Consider the following 25,150-nt stretch of genomic DNA (forward strand, 5'->3'; position numbering starts at 1 on the left):
ATTCAGCATCGCATGGTGTGGGCTGACCGGATGTACGAAGCTCGCGGGCGCTGGGCTGGAGCTCCACTACAGATACACCAAGGCCAACGATAAACACGACCGCGTCGCGGCCGCATCAGGAGGGAGGGCGCAACCTTCGCGATGAGATCGCAACTGCGGCGGCCGCCGCCCGGCAAACGAGCTAAAGAAGCCAAGTGCTACCGCGGCACGGAATGGCCGTTTTGCCACTCATGCGCTTGCCACCCCAAGCAGGGCATTTGTCGCTTTAAGTCCAGTGATGCGTGACTGAGAACACGCAAGAAGCAAGTGCAGCCAGCTGCAACGAGTTTCTGGTTGACATTGAATGTCAACCCGCAATATGAAATTCCGGGAATCGGGAGGCAGGGGTAGGCAGGGGATCAGCCCTGAAATCCGTTATCACCACGGCCGGAGGTCCAGTCCATTGCAAACCTCCGCCACGACAAGGGAAAGGAATCAGGTGAAGATGAGTAGGAGTCTCGTATATGGAATGGTCGTCATCGGCGTAATCGCAACCATTTCCTGGTTGGCCTGCAGACCATCCGATGTCACAGGAAACAAAGGAGATGGGGTTCCTCGCAGTGAAAGAGGCGCTTCGCCAACGGATGCCGCATCTGAATTAAGCATTCACCAATCCTCGCGTTCGCCGCCCCAATCCACCGAATCAAGGTTGGCTTTGGGTGGCAAGGCATTTCTGCTCAAGATCGATGCGCCTCACTACGAAGGCGATGCCTCGGAATACATTGACATACGCATCGCGGCTGCACGGTCGGGCAATGCCCAGTCGAGCTATGAGATCCACAACCGCATTGCCAGTTGCAAGCGGGCGCTTAACTCAGGTGATGCCGATGAGTACAAGGCCTACGCATCAGTTGGCCTGGGGGAGCAGTACTCAAGGAAGATCGAACAGGAGATTGACCACTGCCAAGGACTGATAGGGCGAACGGAACTCGGAGATGAGAATTGGCTCTCTCTTGCTGCCGCCCAAGGATCGGTCGAAGCGAGACTGATTTTCGCCAAAGACCCGAAAGCCATCATTGGCGACTTGACTGAGGCGCTCAAGGATCCGGAGCGAATAACCAATTATCGAAGGGATGCGATTGATTACCTAAATGAGTCGGTATCACTGGGAAGCGTCGACTCGATTGAAGCCCTTGCTGACATCCATGACCGAGGGATCATTACCGATAAATCCCCTGAAAAGAGCCTTGCATACTGGCTCGCATATCAGCGCGCGCAACCCAACAGCCATTCGGCGGCGTCCATTGCGAGGCTCTCCAAACTGTTACATCCCAACCAGATAGAGCGATCCAACGAGATGTCTGAGGCTATATACAGATCCTGCTGCTTGTAATCCAACAGAAATTTCCTACCCACCCAACATGGCGCACGATGAAAGCAATGATTTCGAAGAAATGGTTGATTGCAACTTCCCTGGCCGTCGCAATCGCAGCCCTTCCCATGGCTTATGCGATTTGGCCCTTTGAGCCTGCCCTCACCGTCTTTGGTCCAGTTAACTGTAGTACGTGTCAGTTGCAGGCTCGAATTCCAGACAACGCCACGAAGGCGTTCCTTAATAGATACAGAGATGTCGTAAACCAGCAAAGGAAGGGGGGTTCGAATACTCAATACAGGCAGGCTCCAAGGTCATCGTCTGCAACACGACGCACTGCGCCACCTATGAGTTGACGGACAGCTATGACTGGAATGGAACCAACCAAGAGCCCATTACGCGTCCGCCCTCCAGTGGTGGCGGCGCTGGCGGCGGCAGTGGAGGAGGTAGTGGTGGCACGGGCGGAGCCAATCTGGGTGGAGGCTGCCACGGTAACTGCGGCGGTGGCGGCAACGGAAGGGTAACGATCAAACCAATTACTCCTATTCGCCCGAAGTAGCATTGGAAGCGTAGAACAGATCAGGCAAGCGGGAACAGCACCTCCCGCTTGCATGAACAGCAACGTTCATTCTGCAACTGCGAGAAGTAGTAGAAGCGCGACTACCGGATCCCGCATCGAGCCGCCCCGGATGTGCAGCAGTGGGCACCCAATGAATGGTCATCCCCAGGGGCCTGCCTCGACTGAAATATAGGCGCCGCATAGGCATTGAACGCGAAAGGCACTGCATAGCGGTGCCTTTGAAATGATGCAAGCCATTGGATGAATTGGTGGGCCCACCAACAACCACAAATTGAGTACAAGTCGTTGATTTAGTTACAACTCCGAAAGGCTGCCCATTTTCATTACCGCCAAAGTTACCGTCATCCAGATCAGCGTGTATCCGAAGGAGAAGCACTCTCAAACTAGTCCGACGCCTCGCACTCCACCCGCCCTTCGAGCGCCGAACGTGCGCCCGAAGGGGTTCACTGGCCTCGAAATCTAATGGGCCTGCATTCGCTGGAACCAGCCTGGGGTCGAAATCCTGGGCTGACCATAGGAGTCAGCGCAGAACGCGTGATAGTCATGGAGCCAGCGCAACTTCTCGAGAACCGATTCACCTGACCTGAGCTGGCTCGTGATCACCCCCTCCACATGAGCGCTGTCGCTTAAGAATTCTGCGCTACTTAGGTAGTGAACGAAGGAGACTTTGTCGCGGTCTTGGATCATTAGGCTACGCCCAACCTCACGCTTGTCCTCATGGACGTCACCGTGATGAACAAAGTAATCGATCACGTTTTTGTCAACTACGATGCGAGGATATTTCGCGAGCTGACTTTCAATGTGATACGCCGAGATCAGCCCCTCCGAGAACATGACCGTTGAGTCAGCAAAGTGTTTCCCATAAGACACGCCCCCTCGAAGAAGAATGCCTCTCTTTAGGAACCGCTGCTGGAGGTTTGCACAAGCCTTTAGCACATCAATTACGGCGTCAGGCGATAGCGGCGCTGCCAGCACAATGGAGTCGGAGAACATCTTTGCATCTAGCCCTCCTTCGACGTCGTGAAAGCTTGTTTTGACTTCCTCCAGCACCTTACGGAAAGCCTCAAGGTACTTCTCTCCCTGGCTAGCGGCATCTGCTTTTACCATTGCGGAGAAGCCAAGCACATCGATGAAGGCTACAACCGAAAGCTCCATCGCCATGTCACGCCTCGACCCTGGCAGCGAGAAGAGAGAATCTGGCCTCGAATGCCTGCATCTCAGCTTCTCGATCATTCCATACGCTGCCCACCCAGCCTGTTTCTTCCTCAGTAAGCGCCCACACAGGCTTGCCTCGAGTAAGCATCATGGGGCCCAAACTCGCGAAGTCAGGAATCTCTACGGCGACGGGTTCAGACCAGCACTGTTCCCAGACGACATCTTCGGTTCCCGCCGAAGCAACGATCGCGGGGAGGAGCTCGGACACTACTCGACTGGGGATTCGATCCATCCAATGTCTGAACGCAGGCTTGGCCGAACCACGATATCGCTGGTACCGCTGCATCACGATGCCACGGAACTGGGGCTTGCCCTCCGAAACATTCAGTCCGAGTTGCTTGAAATCAGCAATGATTCCCGCGTGTTCTCGAATCCATTTCGAAATAATTGCACTGAGCGAGCCGATGGCCTGGTAGTTGAACCTATCGGGGACCACGGGAACCAAGAAGAGATCTGCCGCAAGGAAACACGAGCGGGTCAATGCCCCTGCGCTAGGTCCGACGTCAATGATCACGTAGTCGAATTTGTGCTTATCCGCGAGCCGAGAAAGCATGTCGTAGATCGCGACATAGTTCCGCTTTTGGTGGATGTCAGTGGTCGTCCTTTGGCTGTGCGCCTGGGAAAGAAGATCTTCCGCCTCGCTCAGGCCGATGTCACCTCTAAATAGCTGAACATGCTCACTGTGCAGAGGAACCAGTTCGATAGCGTCGATATCCACAGTAGCCCGATCACCAGTGAAACGCGGACGCAGAGCTTCGAGGAGGGTGGTTCCAGGTAAGGGCGGCGCTTCCCCGTCATCATTGAGCTGCTGATCAAGCTGCTCGATGGTCTGTGTTAGGCATAGCTCAGTTAGATTGCACTGAGGATCTGCGTCAACCAGCAGAACGCGGTGCCCATCATTAGCGAGCGCGTGAGCAAGATTGAATGATGTGGTGGTCTTCGAGACGCCACCCTTGTGGTTATACAGTGCTAGTAGCTTTGCCATGGATCCCTCCCTGTGCGTTTTCGTGCGTTTACGAGACTATCGGCGGCAGCATATTAACATCCCATTCACGGAGCGAGGGCGCGCTTGCCTAGTTTCCCAGCGGGCCCTTTACGGACGGAAGCGCGCCTACAGGGCGTCAGCACCAAGTCAGCCCCGCTCGCGCGCACTTGTCTCCCCGCCACGCCTGCGCACTTCATAGGGTGCTTTTTCTGCGCTACCTGCGCACGGGCCAGCAGCAGGCCCAGCAAGGCTGTCGGGGGCACTGAGGGGTCATGCTGCCACCTGCGAATCCCTGCACCAAATGGGGGTGATTCGTGAGGGGTTGAGCGGTCGTATGGATGCCAGACGTGCAGTCGCCAAAGCATAGAGGCAAGAGGGCATCCAATAGCGTCCAAGAAGAACGCACCACTACTTACAGTGTTTCAGGAAAGCTATGAAATGGGGTTGTGGAACACTTTTTTGGTTACAGCCCCTGTCCGGGCACTGTCGCCCCTCTCCCGCTGCCGCTTCTCCTGTCTCCCAACGGTCTTGCCGGTATCACCGCTGCCTTACCGCCTGCCGTTTCCTGCGTGAGATTCTGACTCGCTGTTTTTGCTGGTTACATTGGTACGCTGCTTACAATGCACCTCGAATCTATATATATCAACAGCTTACGTATGGTTCAGGTGCGTACCAGTCATGGGGGAAGACCGGTTACACCGGTTACCTCTAGCGTCGTAGTAGCGCATGACCTACTGCTGCTGCCCAGGCATCGCACCGCTGACGGGCTTACGTGACGAGTCGCTCGGCGCCACAACGTCACTAAGGCCGCATCCACCACGGATTACTCCCTCGAAACGCAAGTAGGCCGCCCCTAGGCGGCCTACTTGGTCGGCTCGGCTCGGCACCGGCTCACCGGGCAAGCCGTCAGGGTGCTACGGGGGCCAGGTCAAACGGGGCGAAGGCAATGACCTCCTCGCCGAGCCACTCGTTGACCATGGTCATACGCGATTGCAGGGGTGCCAATTCCATCGACGCCCAAATCGTGGCCGCATCCCAAACGACCCGAATCCACCGGCATCTGCGGAACGATTCCGCGCAGCTGCGGGGGGATGCGCAGCGCCGCCAGTATGTCATCACGGGTCACGTGCTTGATTCCGGTGAACTCATCCTTTGCGGCAACTTCGCTGATAGGAATCAGCTGCAGCCCGTCCTTCTTGCCATTGGGCGAATGCACGAACTGGTTGCAGAAGTTGCCTGGTCCCGCCACTGCCACAGAGCCTCGCGCAACGCGTCTACGTCCATAACCGCCAAACCGCCAGAGAAGTCTGGATTCTGCTGGATCACATAGGACGCAATCAGACGCAAGAAAAAGGCCCAAACTCCTGTTTTTCAGGATATTTCAGCCTTCATATGACGACAAAGGATCATCAATTGGTGGGCCCACCAGGATTCGAACCTGGAACCAAGGGATTATGAGTCCCCTGCTCTAACCGTTGAGCTATAGGCCCGGCGCAGCGTCACAGTGTAGTGGAGGCCGCGCTCCATCGGCTACCCGGCAGCAGCAAGAGCCTCAGCAACACGCCCCAATCGCTTCTCCGCCACTCCCGCGAGCGACGCCTGCCGACGCAGGTGGACGTGGAACAGTGCCACCGCCCTATTGGCCTCTTCCAGCGCCTTCTGGTTTTCGTCGCCGAAGCCTACAAGCAATTCAGCACCCGACTGCGTCAGCAGCGTCAGCATTGCTCGCCGGGCGAGTCCCAGTGGGTCATCGCGCTCATCGCGCATCACGTCGTCCCAGTCCAACAACGGCGGGAAGTGGCAGTCCTGCGCATCCGATCCACTCCTGCCGCACGCATCGACAACCATCTTCAGCTCCATGCTCACTCTCCTACGATTTGTCGAACCTGTTGCGCCTCCTGTTGAGAGAGGCGACCGGGTGCTTCAACACGGTCGTAGGGCCGCCCGCAGCTTTTCCCCTTGCGGGGTCTTGTATCGCTGCGCGCCACCCGGCCAGAAACCCTTGGGCTCACCGGGATGGCGAGTGATGCGGTTTTACCTTGGATTGGCCTGCTGTTGCGTTAGACAGTCCGCCTACGAAAGTGTGTTGAGCACCTGAGATGGACTGTGTGGAAGCGAAGGTAGTGGCTTCAATTGGCGAATGCGACATGGCCCATGCCAGTCACACACAGCAGGAAGCTCACAGCGTTGAGCCACTGGGGATTTCCGCTGGATGGTCTCCTGCTTCGCATCGCAGCCCTCAACAATCCTCGGGCCAGTTGCGTCACAAGGTGCGGCAAGCAACCGACACCCGTTGAGAAGATCTTCCGGATACGTCATCACGAACAGCAGCCGAGCATGGCTCGGCTCTACAGAAAGCGGAGGCACCCCAAAAAGAAAAACCCCGCACCAGGCGGGGTTTCTCTCAACGCTTCACCAGCCGCTGGAAATCAATCGATATCCAGGAAGCTGCGCAGCTGCTCCGAGCGGCTCGGGTGACGCAGCTTGCGCAGCGCCTTCGCTTCGATCTGGCGGATGCGCTCGCGGGTCACGTCGAACTGCTTGCCGACTTCTTCCAGCGTGTGGTCGGTGTTCATGTCGATGCCGAAGCGCATGCGCAGCACCTTGGCTTCCCTCGGGGTGAGGCCGGCCAGCACGTCGCGCACGGTTTCAGACAGGTTGATGTTGGTGGTGTTCTCGATCGGGGACTCCACGTTGGTGTCCTCGATGAAGTCGCCCAGATGGGAATCCTCGTCGTCGCCGATCGGGGTTTCCATCGAGATCGGCTCCTTGGCGATCTTCATCACCTTGCGGATCTTGTCTTCCGGCATGTCCATTTCCTTGGCCAGCTCCTCCGGCGTAGCCTCGCGGCCGTACTGCTGGAGCATCTGGCGGGAAATGCGGTTCAACTTGTTGATCGTCTCGATCATGTGCACCGGAATACGGATGGTGCGCGCCTGGTCGGCAATCGAGCGGGTGATCGCCTGGCGGATCCACCAGGTGGCGTAGGTCGAGAACTTGTAACCGCGGCGGTACTCGAACTTGTCCACGGCCTTCATCAGGCCGATGTTGCCTTCCTGGATCAGGTCGAGGAACTGCAGGCCACGGTTGGTGTACTTCTTGGCGATCGAGATCACCAGGCGCAGGTTGGCCTCGACCATTTCCTTCTTGGCCTTGCGCGCCTTGGCTTCACCGTAGGCCATGGCACGGCTGATTTCCTTCAGCTCTTCCAGGTCCAGCTGGGTCAGCTTCTCGATGTCGATCGTCGCCTGCTGTTCGGCGATGATCTGGTCCTTCACTTCGCGCAGGGCCGACGACCACTTCTGCTTGCGCTTCAGTGCGTCTTCCACCCACTCCAGGTTGGTCTGGTTGCCTTCCCAGGAGCGGATGAAGTCCTTGCGCGGCATGCGCGCGGTGACGGTGGCCAGGTTCAGCACGCGTCGCTCATGGGCCTTGATCGACGCCATGGTGTCGCGCAGCTGCTTGGTCAGCACGTCGGTCAGCGGCAGCGGCAGCTTCAGGGTGACGAACACCGCCGACATCTCTTCGCGCAGGCGCGGCAGGTTCTTCTTGTCGCCCTTGGTCGCCGCCTTCTTGAAGGCATTGAAAGCATCGCTCAGCGCCTGCATGCGCGCAGCGACTTCCTCCGGATCCGGACCGGTCGGTGCGGCTTCTTCCTCGCCACCCTCGACGTCATCGTCCTCGTCCTCGTCGCCTTCTGCGTCGGCATCGCTGCTGTCATCGGCAGCGACCGCCGGCGGCGCCGGCTCTTCGTCGGCCAGGTCGTTGAAGCCGACGATCACTTCGGCCAGGCGCTTCTTGCCTTCCTTGTGGGCCTCGTAGTCGGTCAGCAGCGATTCGACCGAAACCGGGAACTGGCCCAGGGCGGCCTGGACCTGCGAAAGGCCTTCCTCGATGCGCTTGGCGATGGCGATTTCGCCTTCGCGGGTCAGCAGCTCGACCGTGCCCATTTCGCGCATGTACATGCGCACCGGGTCGGTGGTACGGCCACCTTCGGTGTCGAGCGCGCTCAGCGCGGCGGCAGCTTCTTCGGCCGCGGTGTCATCGACTTCGCGGTTACCGGTGTTGCCGTCGTTGAGAAGCAGGGTTTCCACATCCGGCGCAACTTCATGGACATCGATGCCCATGCCGTTGATCATGCCGATGATGTCTTCGATCTGTTCCGGGTCGACCATGTCGTCCGGCAGATGGTCATTGACTTCGGCGTAGGTCAGGTAGCCCTGTTCCAGGCCCTTGCTGATCAGTTGCTTGATTTCGGATTGGGCAGGACGTTCGTTGGCCATGTAGTGCTCGCGCCACCGGCTAGGGAGAAATAGGGAACGTAGCATTATACCAGCCCGGGGCCCTGCCTGCCGGGCGGTGGTCCCAGCGGCCTAGGGCCTGAGAAGGAAGGTCACGGGACCGTCGTTGACCAGGCTGACGACCATATGGGCACCAAACCGGCCCGTTTCCACCCCTGGCGCATGATTTTCACGGCAGATGTCGACAAATCGATTGAACCCGCGTTCAGCCTCGTCCGGCGGTGCGGCGCTGGTGAAACTCGGCCGCATGCCCGAACGGGTATCGGCCGCCAGGGTGAACTGGCTGACCAGCAGCAGGCCGCCACCGGTGTCGCGCAGCGACCGGTTCATCTTCCCGGCCTCGTCGGCGAACACCCGGTAACCCAGCAGGCGTTCGGCCATCCGCCGCAGCTGGGCCTCGCTATCCCCCGGTTCCATGCCGACCAGGGCCAGCAAGCCGGGGCCGATCTGCCCCACCACCTCCTCGTCGACATGGACGGCGGCCTGGCTGACACGCTGGATCAGGACGAGCATCGTGGGCTTCCAATGAACGGGGCCGGCCACGATAGCAGCGCCCTTGGCTAAACTGGCGCCGATGAATCCGCAACGCAAAGCCCGGCTGGTCTACCGCGCCACCACCCTGTTCGCCCGCCTGCCCTGGCCGCTGCTGCGGGGGTTCGCACACGCCCTGGCGTGGACGTGGGTTCGTGTCAATGCCCGTGAGAGCCGCGTTACCCGGCGCAACCTCGAACTGGCCTACCCGGAGCTGGACGGTCCTGCACGCGACCGCCTGCACCGCGAACTGCTGCGCTCCACTGCGCTGCAGGCCATCGAGACCCTGCGTTTGTGGAGCCGGCAGCCGGCCGACAACCTGCGGCTGCACCTGAAGCAGCGCCACGGCGAAGCCCTGTACGACGCGGCCCTGGCCAGCGGCAAGGGCGTGATCGTGGCCGCACCGCACTTCGGCAACTGGGAGCTGCTGAACCAGTGGCTGGCCTCGCGCGGGCAGATCGCCATCGTCTACAAGCCGCCGGAAGACGAGGCCAGCGACGCCTTCCTGCAGCTGGTGCGCGGCGGCCAGAACGTGCAGCAGGTACGCGCCGAGGGCCCGGCCGTGCGCCAGCTGTTCAAGGTGCTCAAGGACGGCGGCGCCACCGGCATCCTGCCCGACCAGCAGCCCAAGGCCGGCGATGGCGTGTTCGTGCCGTTCTTCGGCGTGCAGGCGCTGACCATGACCCTGGTCAACCGGCTGGCCGAGCGAACCGGCGCCACCGTGCTGTATGGCTGGTGCGAGCGCATCGGGCCGGACATGGAATTCGCCCTGCACATCGAGCCGACCGACCCGGCCGTGGCCGATCCGGACCCGCAGGTGGCCGCCACCGCGCTCAATGCCGGCATCGAGCGCATCGCCCGCCGCGACCCGTCGCAGTACCAGTGGACCTACAAGCGCTATACGCTGCGGCCACCGGGCAGCGGCGAGGAAGATCCGTATGCGACCGAAGAGCATCCGCACTGACGGCCCCCACGCCCAGGCCCATCCGGCCCCTGCGACCGGCGGCCGCACCACGTTGAATACGACGCCGGCGCCCCCATAGAGACTGCGATGTCCGCCTCCCCCGGTCCCGCCATGCCTGCTGCCTCTTCCCTGTTCGGCGACCCCGCCGCGATCCGCTGCGAACGCGCGGTGGCCGAACTGCGTGCCGGTCGCCCAGTACTGCTCCACGATGGGCAGGGCCAGCGCCTGGCGGTGATTGCACTGGACAGCGCCACTGCCAGCAGCTTCGCTGCCTTCGCCGCTGCCGCACGCGAGCGCCATTACCTGTTCCTGACCGCCACCCGCGCCCGCGTGCTCGGCGTGGAGGCACCGGCAGGCGCACGCCTGCCGCTGGCGGGGGTTGCCTTCGATGCCCTGCCCTCGCTGGGCTACCTGCGCGAGCCCGGCCCGATGCCGGACGACTGGACGGCCGGCGACGCCTTCGATGCCGGCGCGGTGGAGCTGGCCCGCCTGGGCCTGCTGCTGCCGGCCATGGTGGCCGTGCGCCTGGACGCAGCTGACCGCACCTTCGAGGGTGCTGCTGAAGTGGCGCTTTGCGATCTGGCCGAGGGCGCGGCACACGCCGCCCACGATTACGAACTGGTCGCCCGTTCGCCGGTACCGCTGCGCGACGTCGGCATGACCACCTTCGCGGTGTTCCGCGGCGGCGTGGCCCAGCGCGACCAGGTCGCGATCATCGTCGGCGAACCGGACCTGTCGGCGGTGGTGCCGGTACGCGTGCACTCCTCGTGCCTGACCGGCGACCTGTTCGGCTCACTCAAGTGCGACTGCGGCGACCAGCTGCGGCGCGGCCTGCGCAAGCTGAAGGAACTGGGCGGCGGCGTGCTGCTGTACCTGGACCAGGAAGGCCGCGGCACCGGCATCGCCGCCAAGATGCGCGCCTACGGCTACCAGCACGACGGCCTGGACACCATTGATGCCGATGCACAGCTGGGCTTCGGTGCCGACGAGCGCCGCTACGGCAGTGCGGTGGCGATGCTGCATGGCCTGGGCATTTCGCGCGTGGCCCTGCTCAGCAACAACCCGACCAAGGCACAGCGTCTGCGCAATGCCGGCATCGAGGTGCTGGACTGCATTCCGGTCACCGGCGAGATCACTGCCGAGAACGAACACTACCTGCGCACCAAGGCCGATCGTGCCGGCCACATGCTGGATGTGGACGCGCTGATCCAGGCTGCCCAGTAGCGCGGTCGACCTGCTACCGTCTGCGCGGTGCGGCCCTGCCGCCACCGCCCGCCCTGCCACCTGACGGAGCCCGCGTGATCGACGTTCCCCTGACCTCCCCGCCTGCCGATGCCTGGCAGTCGCTGCCGCAGCGCGCCGCCCGCCTGGCCGCACTGGAAGGCGCCTTCGGCGGACTGTTCGTGCCGGGCCTGCCGCTGGCCGCGGCCGCGTGGTTCTTCGAGCTGCCCGGCGGCCTGTGGACGGCCGCCCTTGGGCTGCTGATCGGCATCGTCTTCGGCGCGTGGCTTGGCCACCGGCGCTTGACCCGCACCCGCTGGCGGCTGGATACCCAAGGGCTGGGCCTGCGCCGCGACCTGATGTGGCAGCTGGAAACGCGCATCCCCATTTCGCGCGTGCAGCACCTGGACCTGCGCCGCGGCCCGCTGGAACGCCGTGCCGGCCTGGCCACGCTGATCGTGCACACCGCCGGGACCCGCATGAGCGCAGTGACCGTGAGCGGCCTGGACGAGGCCGACGCCGAGCGCCTGCGTGACACCCTGTCCCATCAGCTCGACCAGGACGCCGACGCCCTGTGAGCCTGCCGCCGCCCCTGCCCGCATCGCTGCCTGCCGGTGGCGAGGACCATCGCCTGCACCCGTGGTCGTGGCTGTTCGTGCTGCTGATGCAGCTGCGCCACTACTTCCTGCCGCTGGTGGCGCTGCTGGTGTTCGGCCAGCGCGGTGACCGCGACCCGATGTGGGCGCAGCTGATTCCGCTGTCGGCGATTGCCGCGCTGGTGCTGGTCTCGGTGCTGCAGTACCTCAGCTACCGCTACCGCATCGGCAGCGACGCGATCACCGTGCGCAGCGGACTGCTGGCGCGCAACCGCCGCGAGATCCCGTTCGCCCGCATCCACAACGTGGAAGTGCGGCAGAACCCGCTGCACCGCCTGTTCGGCGTGGCCGAGCTGCGCCTGGAATCGGCCGGTGGCGTGCGTCCGGAAGCCGAAATGCGCGTGCTGAAGCTGGACCAGGCGCTGGCGCTGGAACGACTGGTGCGCCAGCGTGGGCAGGCACCGCAGGCCGCCGACGTCGTGGCCGCCCCCTCGATCACCGACGCCGACACCGAACAGGTGCTGCTGCGCCTGTCGAGCTGGGACGTGGTGCGCATGGGCCTGCTGTCCAACCGCGGCTGGGCATTGGCGATCGCCGCCTTCGGCGTGCTGTTCCAGACCGTGCCGCGGCCGGTGATGGACGCGGCCATCCAGCGTGGCGGCCGGGAAGCCTTCGGCTACGCAAGCCACCTGCATCCCGGCGTGGCCGGCGCCTTCCTGCTGCTGGCCGCAGCCTTGCTGCTGGGCTGGCTGGCGCTGCGTGCGCTGTCGGTGGTGCTGACCCTGCTGCGCTATCACGGCTTCACCCTCAGCGAGCAGGATCGCCGCCTGACCGTCTCGGCCGGCCTGCTCAGCCGTACCCGCAGCAGTGTCGCGCGTCGCCGCATCCAGGCCTGGACGCTGCGCGAAACCACCCTGCATCGCTGGTTCGGCCTGCGCCAGCTGCGCATCGACAGCGCTGCCGGCGGGCCCTCGCGCGACGAGGACCGCGCCCTGCGCGAGCTGGCACCGCTGGCACCGGCAATGCGCTGCGAGCAGCTGGTGCAGCACCTGTTGCCTCAACTGCGGTGGCCGCCAGCGCAATGGCAGTCCATTCCGCAGCGTGGCTGGTGGCGGCTGTGCCTGGGCGCGCTGCTGCTGGTGCCGGTGCTGGCAGCGGCCGCGTACTGGCGCTGGGGATCATGGGGCCTGATCGTGCTGGCCTGGCTGCCGGTGGCGCTGCTGGTGGCACATCGGCAGATGGCGCGCATGGGCTGGTATCTGGATGCCCATTACGTGGCCGTGCGCGGCGGCTGGTGGACGCGCTGGTGGCGCTGGGCCGAGCTGGACAAGGTGCAGGGCCTGCGCCTGCAGCGTTCACCGCTGGACAAGCTGCTCGGCACCAGCAGCCTGCAGCTGGATACGGCCGGTGCGCACGGTGATGTGGCGTTGACCCTGCGCTACCTGCCGCAGGCACAGGCGCAACACGTGATGGAGCAGCTGGCCGCGGCGCTGGCGCGGCGCAAGTTGCGCTGGTAAGCAACACCGGTAGTGCCGGCCGCTGGCCGGCAACCGCAGACATTCCCGAGGTTGCCGGCCAGCGGCCGGCACTACCGCGAGCGGGGTCGGCGAGGCATCAGCGCTGCGACGGGCCCCAGTACCCCAGGTCCTTGCGGATCTGCAGGTCGCGCACCCAGCTGCCGAAGGGCTTGCGCCGCAGCACGCCCATTTCACCGGACAGGAAATCCTCGGTGGCGGCGATCACCCGCTCGCTGGACAGGCCATCGCGGTACGGATGGATGGCGTCGGCGTAGCGCACGATCTCCGCCTGCAGCGCGGCGTCGGGATGCAGCGCGCGCTGCAGCATCGCCGGCAGCTGCGCCGGGTCGTCGAAGTCGATCATGTGCGGCTTGGGCACGCGGTTGCGGAAGGTCACCACCGGCTTGTGCTGGACGATGAACTCCGAAACGATCGACGAGGTGTCCGACACCAGCACATCGGCGGCGCGCTGCGCGGCCATCACCTGCTCCGGCTCGATGAAGCGGGCATGGGCACCGGCCAGCGCGCGGTAGCGCTCGAACAGTTCCGGTGGGCACTTCGGGTGCAGGGTCAGCAGCCAGTAGCGCTCACCGCCAGCGATATCGGCGGCGATCTGCGAATGCAGGTGGGGCGCTGCGCTCAGGCGCTCGGTGAAGGTCGAACCGAACAGGATCACCGGGCGCCCGCCCGCCGCTGCGCGCAGCGCGGCGCTCTCGCCACCGTCGTCGCGGAACAGCGGGTCGAGCTTCGGCCAGCCGGTCTCGGCTACGGCGAAGTGGCCCTGCAGGGCGGCGATCTCACGGAACGGAGCGGTGGTGGCCGGCCCCTGCGTGCAGTACAGGTCGAACATGCCGCGCACCCGGAAGTGGCCGCGCGCACTGTCGCGCTTCTCCACGTTGAAGCCATGGAACAGCTGTACCTTGGCGCCGGACAGGAAGGTCGGCACCCAGTTGGCGGCGCTGAACACGGCACGCGGCCGCATCGCCAGGGCCTGTTTCAGTCCGATGTTGGGCACGCCCGGCAGGCTGCTGGCGGCAGCGCCGTCCTCGAACCAGGCCGCCACCTCCTGCCCGGAGGCGTGCAAGGCCTGCGCCAACGGGGCGAGAATAGGCAGCGCATAGCGCTCCGTCGCAAACAACAGGTACCCGGCCATCATGTCCTCCACGACCGCTCCCATCGAACGGCCTCGCATCTCGGCCTGCATTATCGCGTTCAACGAGGCCGGCCGCATCGGCGACTGCCTGGCCTCGCTGGCCTTCTGCGATGAGATCATCGTCGTGGACTCGTACTCCACCGATGCCACCCTGGCCATCGCCGAGGCCGCAGGCGCCCGCGTGCTGCAGCGCGCGTTCGATGGCTTCCGTAGCCAGAAGGCCTACTGCGTCGAGCAGGCAAGCCACGACTGGGTGCTGTGCCTGGACGCCGATGAGCGGATCAGCCCGGAACTGCGCGCAGCCATCGAACGGGCCCGCGACGGTGGCTTCGCCGGCCATGCCGGCTATCGCTTCGCGCGCCTGTCGGAGTACTTCGGCAGGTTCCTGCGCCATGGCAACGCCTACCCGGACCGGGTGATGCGCCTGTTCGACCGCCGCCGCGGCGGCTGGCGCGGCAAGCGCGAGATCCACGAGGCGGCCAGCGTCGACGGCAGCGTCGGCACCTTGCGCGGCGACCTGGTCCATTACCCGTACCGCTCCCTGCAGCAGCAGCTGGCCAAGACCGAGAAGTACGCGCGGATGATGGCCGAGCACGAGTTCGCACGCGGCAAGCGGGCCACGCTGGGCAAGCTGGTACTGGCGCCGGCCTGGCGGTTCTGGCGCGGCTTCGTGTTCCGTGGCGGCTTCCGCGACGGCTGGCACGGCCTGGTCTACGCCTACGTGCGCGCCAACTACGTGCGGCAGAAGACCATCATGCTGTGGATGCTGGGCAACGGCCAGCCCGTGGCCGACCCGCCGAACCCCTGATCGCCGGGGCCCGCCCGGCGCGCCGACGCATCACGAGCCGCCGGTGATCGCCCGGTGGCGCGCGCCTTCGACGATCGACAGGCCGGTCAGCAGCCCGACCAGGGTCACGTAGAAACTGGCCGTCATCTGGTGCGCGAACATCGACTGGGTCAGCCCGCACAACGCGTAGGTGATCACCAGCATGACGCCGGCAGCGGCCGGCCCGCGGAAGGTCGCCCGTCCGCTGCGGCGATGCAGGCGCACGAACAACCACAGCGGGATGCCATACACAGCCAGCAACAGCAGCAGGCCCGGTACACCCTGGGTCGCCGCCCATTCGGCCACGTCGTTGTGGGCATGCCCCAGGTGGCAGCGCAACTCTTCCGGGTTCTCCCGGCAGACCGGCACGCGCTGCATCGCGCTGTCGAAATGACCGATGCCAACACCCACCAGCGGATGATCGAGGAAGGTCTGCCAGGCTACCTGCAGGCGCTCGACGCGGGCACCGGCGGAAGAATCACTGTCGCCCAGCTCCATCCGCTGCACGTCGCTGTGCAGCTCGCTCAGGCGGACCTGATGGCGCAGCTCCGGCACCGACAGCAGCAGCGTCGCACCGATCGCCAGCATCCCGGCCAGCACCGACAGGCGCGCCGCACCGGTACGCCAGCGCAGGCTCAGCGCCAGCACCACCAGCAGCGCCAGCAAGGCGGCGAACACACCGCGGCTGCCGGTCAGCACGATGGTGCCGCAACCGGCGGCCATGCCGAGGATCACCAGCGACCAGCGCCGCGACGGCCGGCAGAACACCAGCAGCACCATCAACACCATCACGATGTCGGCCAGCACGATGGCGTTGGTGAACAGCTCCGCGCGCGGGGCGCCGCCCAGCACCTGCCACAGCGACATCACGAAGGTGGCGAGCAGGCCGGTCAACGAGCCGTACCAGAGCCACCGCAGGCTGGGACGCAGCGCGCAGATCCACAGCGCGATCCATGGGATCACCACGAATCGCGAACGGTTGTCGACGTCACGCAGGCCCTGTTCGAACAGCACCACCGACAGTACGCCGAGCGCCAGCACCGCCAGCATCAGCCAGACCAGCACTTTCACCGGCTGGCCGGCCATGCCCCGCGCGCGCCACAGCAGCTCCGGCGCCAGCAGGGTACTGAGCAGCAGCAGGAGACCATACGGCAATAGGTTGATCGGCACGGTCAGCACCAGTGCCGGCAGGCAGAACAGCCCCAGCTGGGCCAGCCCGTGTGCAACCCCGTGACGGCCACCGACGGGAACGCCCAGCGGGTCGCCGGCCATGAGGTTCAGGTTGTCCGGTGAAGCTGGCACGTCGGGAAGTATCGCTGCAATCTGCTGGAAGAATGGGACGGGCCAACGCGGGCCGTCCCAGCCTGCTGTTTTACTGCCTTTGGACCCGCTTGGGCAGACTGGACAAGCAGAAATCGTGCTGGCTAGTCATGTTCCTGCAAACGCCGTTCACGTTCCCGCTCCTCGGCAGTGACCACGCACGGCACCGTCACCGCCGCTGCCGGCACCAGCCACCAGCGCCGCCGGTTGGCCACGCCGGCCAGTTCGGAGCGGTTGCGGTCGACGCACGACAGCATCGCGTACTCGTGGACCAGCAGCCAACGGCGTCCGGGCGCCAGACGCTGCCAGCGCGTGGCCGCCACCAGCTGCTCGTCCCAGTCAGTCTCGAAACCGAAGGTCGCTGCGGGACGGTCGGCCAGCAGCAGGTGCTGTTCCTTCCAGGCCACCAGCCCCAGCTCGGCATCGGGGCCCAGGCGGGTACCGACCGCGCGCATCAGGCCACGGGCCGAACTGGAATCGTTCAGCAGCGGGTAGCCGACCAGGCTGTACAGCACCCAGACCACCGCCAGGGTCGACACCAGCGCAAGCTGCCGGCGACGGCCACAGGCCAGCAGGCTCAATCCGCCCCACAGGCCCATCGCCAGGATCGTCCACGCCAGCGCGTCGACGGCCCCGGGGGCGAGCCCGCGGCTATGGGTCAGGCGCAGCTCGAAGGCCGGGTCACCCAGCACCGCCATCGCGCCAGCCACGGCCAGGCCCAATGACAGCAGGCCGGTGAACAGCCCCACCACGGCCTGCACATCGCGTCGCTTCAGCAACCCCGGCAACAGCGGTGCCAGCACCAGGCAGAACATCGGCAGCGCCGGCAGGATGTAGACGTCGCGCTTGCCGGCGGGAATCGAGAAGAACAGCACCACCATCAGCCACCAGGCCAGCGGCAGCAGATAGCGCGCGTCGCGGCGTTGCAGCCGGCGGCGCCAGGCCGGAATCGCCCAGGGCAGGGCCAGGAATGCCGGGATCCACATCAGCGGCATCGTCGCCAGGAAGTACCAGGCGGGCTGGTGGTGATCCCAGGAATGGGTGTAGCGCCGCGCCGTCTGCTGGAACAGGATATCGTCCATGTAGGCGCGATATTCGTCCGAGCCGGTGGCAAAGCCGGCCAGCAGCATCGGCGCCAGCCACAACGACACCGCCAGCAGGAAGGCCAGCGGCGCCAGCCAGAAGCGCGCGTCGCGCGCGTGCAGGCCCACCCGTGGCCACCGCAGCGCCGTGGCGATTGCCGCGGGCACGATCATCAGCAGCGCCAGCATGCCCACGCCCTTGGTGATCACGCCGATGCCGGCGAAGAACCAGCCCAGCCACCACCAGCGCCAGGCCGGCCCCAGCAGCAGGTGGCGCAGCAGGCCGTAGTTGGCCAGGGTGATGAACAGCAGCAGCAGGGGATCGATCTGCGCCTTCTTCGCCTGGAAGGTGAACTGCAGCGCGAACAGCAGCGCCCAGCCGGCATACAGCCCCACCCGCCGCGTCCACAGCCGCCGGCCCAGGTCGACCACGCACCACAGCGTGCCCAGTGCCGCCAGCAGCGACGGCAGCAGGAAGGCCACGCGCCACTGCCCGACCAGGCTGTACAGCGTGGCCTGCCACCACATCAGCATCGGCGGCTTGTCCGAGTACAGCTCGGTCCCGCGGTGCGGGAACAGCCAGTGGCCGCTGTCGAACATCTGCTTGGCCACCAGCGCGAAGCGCGGCTCGTCCGACGGCCACGGATCACGAAGGCCCAGCCCGGCCCCCAGCACCAGCAGGGCCATCACCACGAACAACCACGTCTCGCGCGACGCGCGGGATTTCAGCATGGGACTCGCAACGTCAGCGGGGGGTCAGGCCGTTTTTAGCAGACGCGCGTAAAAGAAACCGTCAGCATCGCTGTCACCCGGCAGTCGCTGGCGCGCGATCCCCTCGCAGTCCAGGCCGAATCTGTCATCCAGCGGCTGTGCCACCGCGTCCGGATGCCACTTCAGGAAGGCCCGCACCTGATCGATGTTCTCGGCGCGCAGGATCGAACAGGTGGCGTACAGCAGCACGCCGCCCGGGCGCAGCATCGACCAGCAGGCCTCCAGCAGGCGGGCCTGCACGCCGACCAGCGCATCGATATCCTCGGCGCGGCGGTGGAACATCACGTCCGGCTGGCGGCGAATCACGCCGGTGGCCGAACACGGCGCATCCAGCAGGATGGCGTCGAACGGGGTGCCATCCCACCACGCACCGGGGTCGCTGGCATCGGCCACCCGGGTCTGCGCGCCCTCACCTACACCGGTGCGGGTGTAGGTATCGCGGGCACGCGCCAGGCGACGCGCATCGATATCCAGCGCCAGCAGGCGCAGGCTCGGGTCACGCTCCAGCAGGTGCGCCGACTTGCCACCCGGTGCCGCGCAGGCGTCCAGAACGCGGGCGCCGGACGCCGGTGCCAGCGCGTCCGCCGCACATTGCGCCGACAGGTCCTGCACCGACAGCGCACCGTCGGCGAACCCCGGCAACTGGTTCACCGCGATGGGCGCCACCAGGCGCAGCGCGTCGGCGCTGAGCGGGCTGGCTTCGGCAGCAATGCCGGCCTCGGCCAGCGTGGCCAGCGCCTTGTCACGCCCCCCCTGCTGGCGGTTGGCACGCAGCCACAGCGGCGCCGGCTGCAGGCTGGCAGCAAAGATCGCCTGGGCCTGGGACGGCCAGTCGCGCTCGACGGCATCGGCCAGCCACGCCGGAAAGGCGTCACGCGCAGGCTGCTCCGGGAACCCCTCGCGCTGCGCGCGGCGCAGGATCGCGTTGACCAGCCCGGCCTGGCGCTCACGGCCCAGCGCGCGGGCGGCGTCGACCGTGGCCGACAGGGCCGCATGCGCCGGCAGTTCCAGCACGTCCAGCTGCGCGAAGCCCACCATCAGCAACGTGCGCAGGTCGGCATCACGCGCCGACAGCGGCTTCTGCATCCACGACTGCAAGGCAGCGTCGTAGGTACTGCGGCGGCGCAGGACTGCAAAGCACAGCGCTTCCAGCAAGGCCCGATCACGACTGTCGGCCAGCTTGGGCAGTGCCCAGGCCAGTTCCGCCTTCAGCGAGCGGCCACGGGTGAACACCTGCGCCAGTACGCGTGCGGCCAGCATGCGGGTGGCCGCGCCGGGCGCCGCCTTGGCGACGGAGAAATCATTCTGCTTCGACACCGCTTATGCCCCCACGTGCAGGTCGCGGCGGGCATTGAGGTAGTCGGCGGCGGTGATCGCCTTGCCGCCTTCGCGCTGCAGCGTGCGCAGGCGCAGCGCGCCCTGGCCGCAGGCGATGTCGATACCATCGCGGCTGGCCGCCAGCACCGCCCCCGGCGCCTGGCCGTGGGCCAGGTCAAGAGCGACCGCGCCGTGGATGCGCACGCGCTCGCCGGCCAGCGTGGCCTCGGCGATCGGCCACGGATTGAAGGCGCGCACGGTGCGCGCCAGTGCATCGGCGTCCTGCGCCCAGTCCAGGCGGGCTTCGGCCTTGTCCAGCTTGTGCGCGTAGGTCACGCCCTGTTCGGGCTGCGGCCGCGCGATCGGCTTGATGCCGGCACGCAGCAGGCCCAGGCCGTCGGACAGCACCTGTGCGCCCAGTTCGGCCAGCTTGTCATGCAGCTGGCCGCCGGTATCGGTGGCCGCGATCGGCAGCTCCTGGTGCAGCAGCACCGGGCCGGTATCCAGGCCGGCTTCCATCTGCATCAGGCACACGCCGGTCTTTGCGTCACCGGCCTGGATCGCGCGCTGGATCGGCGCGGCACCGCGCCAGCGTGGCAGCAGCGAGGCATGCACGTTCCAGCAGCCGTGGGTCGGGATCGCCAGTACCGCCCTGGGCAGGATCAGGCCGTAGGCGACCACCACCATCAGGTCCGGCTGCAGGTCGCGCAGCTGCCGCTGGGCAGCTTCATCCTTCAGCGATTCGGGCTGGTAGACCGGAATGCCACGGGCCACGGCTTCGAGCTTGACCGGCGACGGTGCCAGGCCACGGCCGCGCCCGGCCGGGCGATCAGGCTGGGTATAGACGGCCACGACCTCGTGGTGGCGCGCCGCGGCGCGCAGCGACGACACCGCGAATTCCGGCGTACCGGCAAAGACAATCCTCATGGCTACCCCACTTGCAGGATGGATTCGTGCAGGAAAGAAAACGGCGCCGTCGGCCGGCGCCGTACAGCCCGCGCGCGTCGCGCAGGCACGGGCCACCCGGAGGGCGGCCCGGATTGGCGATCACGCCACGTGCTTGCGCTGCTTGGCCAGCTTCTTGCGGACCATCTCGCGCTTGAGCGGCGACAGATAGTCGATGAACAGCTTGCCGTCCAGGTGGTCCATCTCGTGCTGGATGCAGGTGGCCAGCACTTCACCGGCCTCCAGCTGCTGCTCCTGGCCGTTGCGGTCCAGGTACTTCACGGTGATGGTGTCAGCGCGGGTCACGTCGGCGAAGATGCCCGGGACCGACAGGCAGCCCTCCTGGTACACCCGGCCCCCGTCCTTGGCGACGATTTCCGGGTTGATGAACACATGCGGTTCATTCTTCTCTTCGCTGACATCGATGACCATGAAGCGCTTGTGCACGTCCACCTGGGTGGCGGCCAGGCCGATGCCCGGGGCGTCGTACATGGTCAGGAACATGTTGTCGATCAGTTCCTGGAAGGCCGGCGTGGTGACTTCGGCGGCGTCGATCAACGCAGCCTTGGTACGCAGGCGCGGATCGGGGAACTCGAGAATGGGGAGAAGGGCCATGGCTGTTTCCGGGTAGGGGGCCGGCACGCCGGCATACGTCGCAGATTCTAGCTCCAACGCTTGCCTTGCGCCCCGGTTTCTGGACTATAGTGCGTGGACCTGTTGGGGAATCAGGGCTTCACACCTATGTTGCTTCGTTTTCGTACGGTCGTCGCCGCGGCGATGCTGACCGTGGCTGCCTATGCTACCGCCGTGGAAGTGAATGGCGGGCACCCGGACACCTATGTGGTCCGAAAAGGGGATACGTTGTGGGATATCGCCGCACGTTTCCTGCAGAAGCCTTGGCTGTGGCCGGAGATCTGGCAAGCCAATCCGCAGATCGCCAACCCGCACCTGATCTATCCAGGTGACGTGCTGAGCCTGGCCTACCTGGACCGGGTGACCGTGTCCCAGGCCGGTCCGCGCCAGGAGGCCCCGATCGACGCCATTCCGCTGGCCCAGGTCGAGCCGTTCCTGAAGCAGCTGAGCGTTGTCGACAGCGTCAAGCAGCTGCCCTACGTCGTCGGCCTGGAGGACAGCCGCCTGCGCGTGTCCGGTGGCGACACCGTCTACGTGCGCCTGGCGGATGCCCAGGTGGGCCAGCGCTGGGCCGTGGTACGCCCGACCGTGCGTTACGCCCAGCCCAAGCCGACCGAGGACCTGACCGCCAACGGCGACGTCACCCCGGGCAGCGGCAACCTGTGGAAGGCCTACAACGCACCCAACGCACGTCGTGGCGTGCTCGGCTACGAACTGGCCCAGGTCGCCACCGGCACCATCACCCAGATCGCCGGCGGCAAGGTCGAGGCCTCCACGCTGGTGCTGGACAAGACCGTCGGCGGCCGCGAAGTGCGCGCCGGCGACCGCCTGGTGCCGGTCGAAGCCCGGCCGTACGACCTGCAGTTCGTGCCCCACGTACCCGCTGCGGGTGTCGAGGGCGTGGACGTGCGCGTGCTGGCGGTCACCGACATGTTCACCGCCGGTGGCCCACGCGACGTGATCGCGATTTCGGCCGGCCGTGCCCAGGGCGTGGACAACGGCACCGTGTTCTCGCTGTGGCGCCCGGGCCGCCATGTAGCGCACCGCATGAAGTACCCGACCTCCTCGCGCATGGACGACTCGCTCAGCACCGGCGCAGGCCGGGTCTCGCTGCCGGATGAATATGCCGCGCATGCGATGGTGTTCCGCACCTTCGACAACGTCAGCTACGCGCTGGTGATGCAGGGCGTGAAGCCGGTGCAGGTGGGTTACAACGCGCTGCACCCGGACGCGAAGTAACGGTTGCCGGACTGCCCCGGCCACCACTGGAGTGCCGGCCGCGGGCCGGCAGGCACCTCCGGCAAAACCTGACAGCCACATGCGAAGGCGCCCTAGGGCGCCTTTGTTGTGTGCGGCCGATAGTGGGGGATGACCACACATGCATACGAGGCGCTGCTGCGCCTGTTGATGGCGGGAGGCGCACTGGCGCCCCGACGGGCCCTGCTGCAGGCCGCGGGCGATGCGGAAACCGCCATCGCGCAAGGCACTGCGACCTGGCGTGCGCACGGTTGCACGCCGGAGCAGTGCGCCGCCCTGGAACGCGTTGAAACCCGGGCCTGGACAGCCGCCCGGCGCTGGCTGGAACAGGACAACCATCACCTGCTGCCGTGTACCGATCCGGCCTTTCCGCCATCACTGCTGGAGGTACCCAACCCGCCGCTGGCGCTGTTCGTGGCCGGTGATCCCTGCCTGGCCTGGCGCCCTTCGGTGGCGCTGGTCGGCAGCCGCTCGCCCACCCCGGGCGGGCGTGCACTGGCCGCGCGTTTTGCCGGCTGCTTCGTCGAGGCCGGCCTGGCGGTGACCAGCGGCCTGGCCGCAGGCATCGATGCGGCCGCGCACCAGGCTGCGCTGGAGGCCGGCGGCTGCACCATGGCAGTGATCGGCACCGGCCCTGACCGGGCCTATCCGGACAGCCACGCGCGGCTGCAGGCGCGGATCGCCGCCGAAGGCGTGGTGCTCAGCGAGTACCTGCCGGGCACGGCTGCCCGTCCCAGCCACTTCCCTGCGCGCAACCGGCTGGTGGCCGGACTGGCGCTGGCCACCGTGGTGGTCGAGGCCGCGCAGCGCTCGGGCGCGCTGATCACCGCGCGCCTGGCCGCCGAGGCAGGCCGCGAGGTCTGTGCCCTGCCCGGGTCGGTGCTCAACCCGCGCGCGACCGGCTGCCATCGCCTGATCCGCGAGGGCGCGGCGCTGGTCGAGCGCCCCGAGGAGGTCCTGGAACTGCTCGCCCCCGCCCTTCGCCAGCAGCTGCCGGGCTTGCAATCGCGGTTGGCCACCCCCACTGAACAGGCACCGCCGGCGCTCCTGCCGGCGCGCTGGGCCGACGACCCTGACTACCAGTGCTTGTGGCGGGCGCTGGACCACAACCCAAGCGGTATGGATTCACTGATCACGCGTTGTGGATTGACGGCGTCACAGGTGTCCTCCATGCTGCTGGCCATGGAACTGGCGGGAATCGTGGTGTGCGTACACGGCCGCTACTGTCGAACTCCCTAGTTTCTTCACCTCCACAGCGTCGCGCGACGCAGGCCGAGGGGCAATGAAAGAGAGCATCCTGGATGTACTGCTGTACCTGTTTGAACACTATTTCAGCGAAGATGCGGACCTGATCCGTGACCGCGATTCGCTCCAGAACGGCCTGATCCAGGCCGGTTTCAGCCCCACCGAGATCAACAAGGCGTTCGACTGGCTCGATGCCCTGGCCGCGCAGCGGCCGAGCGTGGCCCAGGCGCGGGTCGATGGCCCCGTGCGCATCTACCACGGCCCCGAGCTGGACAAGCTGGACGTGGAATGCCGCGGCTTCCTGCTGTACCTGGAACAGCACGGCATCCTCGACGCCGACCAGCGCGAGCTGGTGCTGGACCGGGCGATGGCCCTGGACCAGGACGAACTGGACCTGGACGACCTGAAGTGGGTCGTGCTGATGGTGCTGTTCAACCAGCCCGGCTCCGAAGCGGCCTACGCCTGGATGGAGACGCAGATGTTCATGGACGAGCCAGAACCCCTGCACTGACCGTACACTTGGGGGCATAGCGCATTCAGGAGCGTCCCCGTGAGCGAGTGGTTCCACGCAGAAGGCAACCGGCAGCAAGGCCCGCTGCCGGCGGAACAGTTGGTCGAGTTGTTCCGCAACAACCAGATCTCCCTGGACACCCTGGTCTGGCGCGACGGCCTGCCGCAATGGCAGCCGTTGCGCAGCGTGGTCGATGAGCTGGGCCTGATCGTGCCGGCGCTGGACGTCGCCGCGCCGGCCGTGGAACCCGAGCCGGAGCCCGAACCGGAACCGGTTGCGCCGCCGCCGCCGCAACCACCGGTGCTGCCACCGTCCACGCCCTATGCCACGCAGACCCCGGCCGGGGTGCTGCCGCCGCCGAAAAAGAAGCTCTCCGGCTGCGCCCTGACCGCGATCATCGGCGGCGGCCTGCTGCTGGTGCTGGTGCCGGTCATGGCCATCCTCGCGGCGATCGCCCTGCCTGCCTACAACGACTACACCGTGCGTGCCAAGGTTGCCACCGCGGTCAATGCCCTGCAGCCGCTGAAACAGCAGGTGCAGCACTTCGCCGACGACGAAGGCCGCTGCCCCGGTGCCAACGATGCCGGTTTCCCGGCGCCGGGTGATTTCACCCAGGCCGGCCTGTCGGCGGTGAACATCGGCCGCTTCAACAACGGCCACTGCGGCATCGAAGCAACGCTGGCCGTGCCCGGCAAGAGCCTCGATGGCGACCTGCTGTGGCTGGAATATGATCGCGACAGCGGCCGCTGGGAATGCAGCGGTGAAAGCGACGACAAGTACCTGCCGCCGTCGTGCCGCGGCTGAGCCACGCGCACGGCAGCACCTCCAA

The 25,150-nt window shown here is 65.8% G+C and carries 21 protein-coding genes, 1 tRNA gene and 1 pseudogene; 10 read left to right on the top strand and 13 right to left on the bottom strand.

Annotated elements, in window-relative coordinates:
- Positions 1-508 precede the first annotated feature (508 nt).
- Positions 509-1,372 (top strand): hypothetical protein, encoded by an 864-nt coding sequence (locus AC5P6H_RS02470; RefSeq protein ID WP_495202289.1) that lies wholly within the window; start codon positions 509-511, stop codon positions 1,370-1,372.
- Between the two features lie 1,018 nt (positions 1,373-2,390).
- Here AC5P6H_RS02470 and AC5P6H_RS02475 read toward each other — a convergent pair.
- From AC5P6H_RS02475 to dtd, 7 genes and pseudogenes are all read right to left on the bottom strand, one after another.
- The gene (locus tag AC5P6H_RS02475) at positions 2,391-3,164 is read right to left on the bottom strand and encodes a hypothetical protein (protein ID WP_495202353.1); all 774 of its coding nucleotides are present in this window, start codon (positions 3,162-3,164) and stop codon (positions 2,391-2,393) included.
- The gene (locus tag AC5P6H_RS02480) at positions 3,094-4,131 is read right to left on the bottom strand and encodes a ParA family protein (protein ID WP_495202290.1); all 1,038 of its coding nucleotides are present in this window, start codon (positions 4,129-4,131) and stop codon (positions 3,094-3,096) included. Before AC5P6H_RS02480 ends, AC5P6H_RS02475 begins: the two co-directional genes overlap by 71 nt.
- Positions 4,132-5,037: 906 nt before the next feature.
- Positions 5,038-5,412 (bottom strand): annotated as a pseudogene (locus AC5P6H_RS02485) (phage portal protein); the annotation flags it as partial.
- A 133-nt stretch (positions 5,413-5,545) separates the two neighbouring features.
- Positions 5,546-5,621: transfer RNA gene (locus AC5P6H_RS02490), tRNA-Ile, on the bottom strand.
- A gap of 40 nt (positions 5,622-5,661) precedes the next feature.
- Positions 5,662-5,991 carry a hypothetical protein gene (locus tag AC5P6H_RS02495; RefSeq protein WP_495202291.1) on the bottom strand — a complete coding sequence of 110 codons (330 nt, stop codon included), beginning with the start codon at positions 5,989-5,991 and terminating at the stop codon, positions 5,662-5,664.
- A gap of 569 nt (positions 5,992-6,560) precedes the next feature.
- Positions 6,561-8,414, bottom strand: coding sequence for an RNA polymerase sigma factor RpoD (rpoD, locus tag AC5P6H_RS02500; RefSeq protein WP_014648552.1), 1,854 nt, complete (start codon positions 8,412-8,414; stop codon positions 6,561-6,563).
- Between the two features lie 90 nt (positions 8,415-8,504).
- Positions 8,505-8,945: a D-aminoacyl-tRNA deacylase gene (dtd, locus tag AC5P6H_RS02505; RefSeq protein WP_014648553.1), complete on the bottom strand. Its 441-nt coding sequence runs from the start codon at positions 8,943-8,945 to the stop codon at positions 8,505-8,507.
- Between the two features lie 61 nt (positions 8,946-9,006).
- On the opposite strand from dtd, the gene AC5P6H_RS02510 reads away from it, so the two are divergent.
- The 4 genes from AC5P6H_RS02510 (at position 9,007) to AC5P6H_RS02525 (ending at position 13,261) form a co-directional block, all read left to right on the top strand.
- Positions 9,007-9,927, top strand: a complete 921-nt coding sequence (locus AC5P6H_RS02510) for a lauroyl acyltransferase (protein ID WP_014648554.1) — start codon at positions 9,007-9,009, stop codon at positions 9,925-9,927.
- 87 nt (positions 9,928-10,014) lie between these two features.
- Positions 10,015-11,151, top strand: coding sequence for a GTP cyclohydrolase II RibA (gene ribA, locus AC5P6H_RS02515; protein ID WP_041863895.1), 1,137 nt, complete (start codon positions 10,015-10,017; stop codon positions 11,149-11,151).
- A 74-nt stretch (positions 11,152-11,225) separates the two neighbouring features.
- On the top strand, positions 11,226-11,726 hold the full coding sequence (locus AC5P6H_RS02520; RefSeq protein WP_014648556.1) for a PH domain-containing protein: 501 nt from the start codon (positions 11,226-11,228) through the stop codon (positions 11,724-11,726).
- A complete protein-coding gene (locus AC5P6H_RS02525) occupies positions 11,723-13,261 on the top strand; it encodes a PH domain-containing protein (protein ID WP_445391945.1) in 1,539 nt (512 codons plus the stop codon). The genes AC5P6H_RS02520 and AC5P6H_RS02525 overlap by 4 nt, the downstream gene beginning before the upstream one ends.
- Positions 13,262-13,358: 97 nt before the next feature.
- On the opposite strand, the gene AC5P6H_RS02530 is transcribed toward AC5P6H_RS02525, so the two are convergent.
- Positions 13,359-14,417, bottom strand: coding sequence for a CDP-glycerol glycerophosphotransferase family protein (locus AC5P6H_RS02530; RefSeq protein WP_495202292.1), 1,059 nt, complete (start codon positions 14,415-14,417; stop codon positions 13,359-13,361).
- Between AC5P6H_RS02530 and AC5P6H_RS02535 the strand changes: the two genes are divergently transcribed.
- Positions 14,416-15,222: a glycosyltransferase family 2 protein gene (locus AC5P6H_RS02535; RefSeq protein WP_014648559.1), complete on the top strand. Its 807-nt coding sequence runs from the start codon at positions 14,416-14,418 to the stop codon at positions 15,220-15,222. The genes AC5P6H_RS02530 and AC5P6H_RS02535 overlap by 2 nt on opposite strands.
- Before the next feature lie 30 nt (positions 15,223-15,252).
- Here the strand turns inward: AC5P6H_RS02535 and AC5P6H_RS02540 are convergent, their stop codons facing one another.
- The 5 genes from AC5P6H_RS02540 to def form a co-directional block, all read right to left on the bottom strand.
- Positions 15,253-16,512: an O-antigen ligase family protein gene (locus AC5P6H_RS02540; RefSeq protein WP_046432731.1), complete on the bottom strand. Its 1,260-nt coding sequence runs from the start codon at positions 16,510-16,512 to the stop codon at positions 15,253-15,255.
- 152 nt (positions 16,513-16,664) lie between these two features.
- On the bottom strand, positions 16,665-18,374 hold the full coding sequence (locus AC5P6H_RS02545) for an ArnT family glycosyltransferase (RefSeq protein ID WP_111206757.1): 1,710 nt from the start codon (positions 18,372-18,374) through the stop codon (positions 16,665-16,667).
- A 24-nt stretch (positions 18,375-18,398) separates the two neighbouring features.
- The gene (rsmB, locus tag AC5P6H_RS02550; protein WP_046432737.1) at positions 18,399-19,730 is read right to left on the bottom strand and encodes a 16S rRNA (cytosine(967)-C(5))-methyltransferase RsmB; all 1,332 of its coding nucleotides are present in this window, start codon (positions 19,728-19,730) and stop codon (positions 18,399-18,401) included.
- A 3-nt stretch (positions 19,731-19,733) separates the two neighbouring features.
- Positions 19,734-20,657 carry a methionyl-tRNA formyltransferase gene (fmt, locus tag AC5P6H_RS02555; RefSeq protein WP_014648563.1) on the bottom strand — a complete coding sequence of 308 codons (924 nt, stop codon included), beginning with the start codon at positions 20,655-20,657 and terminating at the stop codon, positions 19,734-19,736.
- Positions 20,658-20,777: 120 nt separating this feature from the next.
- Positions 20,778-21,290 (bottom strand): peptide deformylase, encoded by a 513-nt coding sequence (gene def, locus AC5P6H_RS02560; RefSeq protein ID WP_014648564.1) that lies wholly within the window; start codon positions 21,288-21,290, stop codon positions 20,778-20,780.
- A 126-nt stretch (positions 21,291-21,416) separates the two neighbouring features.
- On the opposite strand from def, the gene AC5P6H_RS02565 reads away from it, so the two are divergent.
- From AC5P6H_RS02565 to AC5P6H_RS02580, 4 genes are all read left to right on the top strand, one after another.
- Positions 21,417-22,547 (top strand): LysM peptidoglycan-binding domain-containing protein, encoded by a 1,131-nt coding sequence (locus tag AC5P6H_RS02565; protein ID WP_495202293.1) that lies wholly within the window; start codon positions 21,417-21,419, stop codon positions 22,545-22,547.
- 129 nt (positions 22,548-22,676) lie between these two features.
- The gene (gene dprA / locus AC5P6H_RS02570; RefSeq protein ID WP_495202294.1) at positions 22,677-23,804 is read left to right on the top strand and encodes a DNA-processing protein DprA; all 1,128 of its coding nucleotides are present in this window, start codon (positions 22,677-22,679) and stop codon (positions 23,802-23,804) included.
- Positions 23,805-23,847: 43 nt separating this feature from the next.
- The gene (locus tag AC5P6H_RS02575) at positions 23,848-24,321 is read left to right on the top strand and encodes a DUF494 family protein (protein WP_005419622.1); all 474 of its coding nucleotides are present in this window, start codon (positions 23,848-23,850) and stop codon (positions 24,319-24,321) included.
- Between the two features lie 39 nt (positions 24,322-24,360).
- On the top strand, positions 24,361-25,125 hold the full coding sequence (locus tag AC5P6H_RS02580) for a pilin (RefSeq protein ID WP_014648567.1): 765 nt from the start codon (positions 24,361-24,363) through the stop codon (positions 25,123-25,125).
- The last annotated feature ends 25 nt before the right edge of the window (positions 25,126-25,150 follow it).

The organism is Stenotrophomonas sp. YJH_SMC_110, assembly GCF_059369255.1.

Bases quoted from the DNA above. Each gene is read 5' to 3' on its own strand.
- AC5P6H_RS02470 (WP_495202289.1), top strand. From the start codon at position 509: ATGGTCGTCATCGGCGTAATCGCAACCATTTCCTGGTTGGCCTGCAGA.
- AC5P6H_RS02475 (WP_495202353.1), bottom strand. From the start codon at position 3,164: ATGATCGAGAAGCTGAGATGCAGGCATTCGAGGCCAGATTCTCTCTTC.
- AC5P6H_RS02480 (WP_495202290.1), bottom strand. From the start codon at position 4,131: ATGGCAAAGCTACTAGCACTGTATAACCACAAGGGTGGCGTCTCGAAG.
- AC5P6H_RS02495 (WP_495202291.1), bottom strand. From the start codon at position 5,991: ATGGAGCTGAAGATGGTTGTCGATGCGTGCGGCAGGAGTGGATCGGAT.
- rpoD (WP_014648552.1), bottom strand. From the start codon at position 8,414: ATGGCCAACGAACGTCCTGCCCAATCCGAAATCAAGCAACTGATCAGC.
- dtd (WP_014648553.1), bottom strand. From the start codon at position 8,945: ATGCTCGTCCTGATCCAGCGTGTCAGCCAGGCCGCCGTCCATGTCGAC.
- AC5P6H_RS02510 (WP_014648554.1), top strand. From the start codon at position 9,007: ATGAATCCGCAACGCAAAGCCCGGCTGGTCTACCGCGCCACCACCCTG.
- ribA (WP_041863895.1), top strand. From the start codon at position 10,015: ATGTCCGCCTCCCCCGGTCCCGCCATGCCTGCTGCCTCTTCCCTGTTC.
- AC5P6H_RS02535 (WP_014648559.1), top strand. From the start codon at position 14,416: ATGTCCTCCACGACCGCTCCCATCGAACGGCCTCGCATCTCGGCCTGC.
- AC5P6H_RS02530 (WP_495202292.1), bottom strand. From the start codon at position 14,417: ATGATGGCCGGGTACCTGTTGTTTGCGACGGAGCGCTATGCGCTGCCT.
- AC5P6H_RS02540 (WP_046432731.1), bottom strand. From the start codon at position 16,512: ATGGCCGGCGACCCGCTGGGCGTTCCCGTCGGTGGCCGTCACGGGGTT.
- AC5P6H_RS02545 (WP_111206757.1), bottom strand. From the start codon at position 18,374: ATGCTGAAATCCCGCGCGTCGCGCGAGACGTGGTTGTTCGTGGTGATG.
- fmt (WP_014648563.1), bottom strand. From the start codon at position 20,657: ATGAGGATTGTCTTTGCCGGTACGCCGGAATTCGCGGTGTCGTCGCTG.
- def (WP_014648564.1), bottom strand. From the start codon at position 21,290: ATGGCCCTTCTCCCCATTCTCGAGTTCCCCGATCCGCGCCTGCGTACC.
- AC5P6H_RS02565 (WP_495202293.1), top strand. From the start codon at position 21,417: ATGTTGCTTCGTTTTCGTACGGTCGTCGCCGCGGCGATGCTGACCGTG.
- dprA (WP_495202294.1), top strand. From the start codon at position 22,677: ATGACCACACATGCATACGAGGCGCTGCTGCGCCTGTTGATGGCGGGA.
- AC5P6H_RS02575 (WP_005419622.1), top strand. From the start codon at position 23,848: ATGAAAGAGAGCATCCTGGATGTACTGCTGTACCTGTTTGAACACTAT.